Annotated in this window: 1 protein-coding gene; it reads left to right on the top strand. The window is 60.2% G+C overall.

What is annotated here, in order from left to right:
• Positions 1–48 precede the first annotated feature (48 nt).
• Positions 49–1,400, top strand: a protein-coding gene (locus tag ACUXVE_RS20015) for an IS3 family transposase (protein WP_445515018.1) whose coding sequence is annotated in 2 segments (ribosomal slippage) — positions 49–505 and positions 505–1,400 — 1,353 coding nt in all. Because the reading frame shifts where the segments join, the coding sequence is not laid out codon by codon here.
• Positions 1,401–1,434 lie beyond the last annotated feature (34 nt).

Raw genomic sequence — 1,434 nt, 5'->3', positions numbered from 1 at the left:
TGAAGTGACCCCCAGGAGTTGGACACCTGATCCGACCCCGAGGGTTACATGAATAGATATGAGGTTTGTTTCAAATTGCAGGTCGCCAAAGAGGCCTGCAAGACCGCCACATCGGTCAAGGCGGTTGCCCGCCGCCATGGTCTGGAGTTCTCCACGGTCAGGCGGTGGGCAGCAACCTACCGGCTGCATGGCCGGCAAGGGTTTCAGCGCAAACCCCGGTCCTACGATCTCCAGTTCAAGCTGGATGTCCTGGAAAAGATGGGCCAGCTGGGCATGTCGGCACGAGAGGCCACGACGTACTTCCAGATCGGAGATGCCGGCGCGGTGGGGCGATGGCAACGGTTGTATGCTCGCGGGGGCGCTCAAGCGCTGGCACCACCTCCACCACCGCCACCAAGACCGATGAAAAAGACCCGCTCGTCCAAGCCCGCCGAGGACATGAGCCGCGATGAGCTCCTCAAGGAAGTGGCCTATCTGCGTGCGGAGACCGCCTACCTAAAAAAGCTCGATGCCTTGATCCAGGAAGAGCAGGCGGCGCAGCGCGCAAAGCGCAAGCCGTCCAAGGATTGAGGCAGGCCCATGCGCTGCCGTCTTTGCTCGAGGCGGCCGAACTGTCACGCAGCACGTTCTATTACCAGGTGAACGCCTTGGCCCATCCCGATGAGGGCGAGGAGGAACTGCGTGGGCGTATCCGCGCGATTTACGATGAGAACCAAGGGCGCTACGGCTACCGTCGCATAACGCTGGAACTGGCCAATCAGGGCGAGGCCATCAACCACAAGCGGGTGCAGCGGCTGATGGCCGAGCTGGGCCTGCAATCGCGGGTACGCATCAAGCGCTACCGCGCCTTCAAGGGAGCGGCCAATGTCGTGGTCTCCAACGATCTGGGCCGCCAGTTTGAGGCCCAGACGCCCAACCAGAAGTGGGTGACCGACGTAACCGAGTTCAAGGTGCAGGGCATGAAGCTCTATCTTTCGCCGATCATGGATCTCTACAACGGCGAAATCGTGGCGTACCAGATGAAGCGCCGACCGGTGTTCGACCTGGTGGGGGAGATGCTGGACCAAGCGATCAAGAAGCTTTCGCCCGAAGATCGACCGATGATCCACTCCGACCAGGGCTGGCACTACCAGCACGAAAACTACCGCCACAAGCTCGCCAAGCACTCGCTGAAACAGAGCATGTCCCGGCGTGGCAACTGCCTGGACAACGCGGCCATGGAGAGCTTCTTCGGGACACTGAAGTCGGAATTCTTCTACCTGAACACCTTTGACAGCATCGAAAGTCTGGAAGCCGGACTGGTGGAGTACATCCGGTACTACAACGAAGACCGTATCCGACTGAAGCTAAAGGGCCTGAGCCCGGTAAAGTACCGGGAACAGGTCGCGCTGGCCGCCTGATCCCCCAACTGTCCAACTTTAGGGGGTCACTTCA

Source organism: Stenotrophomonas sp. 3(2025), from assembly GCF_052665395.1.
Note: the sequence above shows the minus strand (reverse complement) of the source record. Positions and strands in the feature narration are given on the sequence as shown.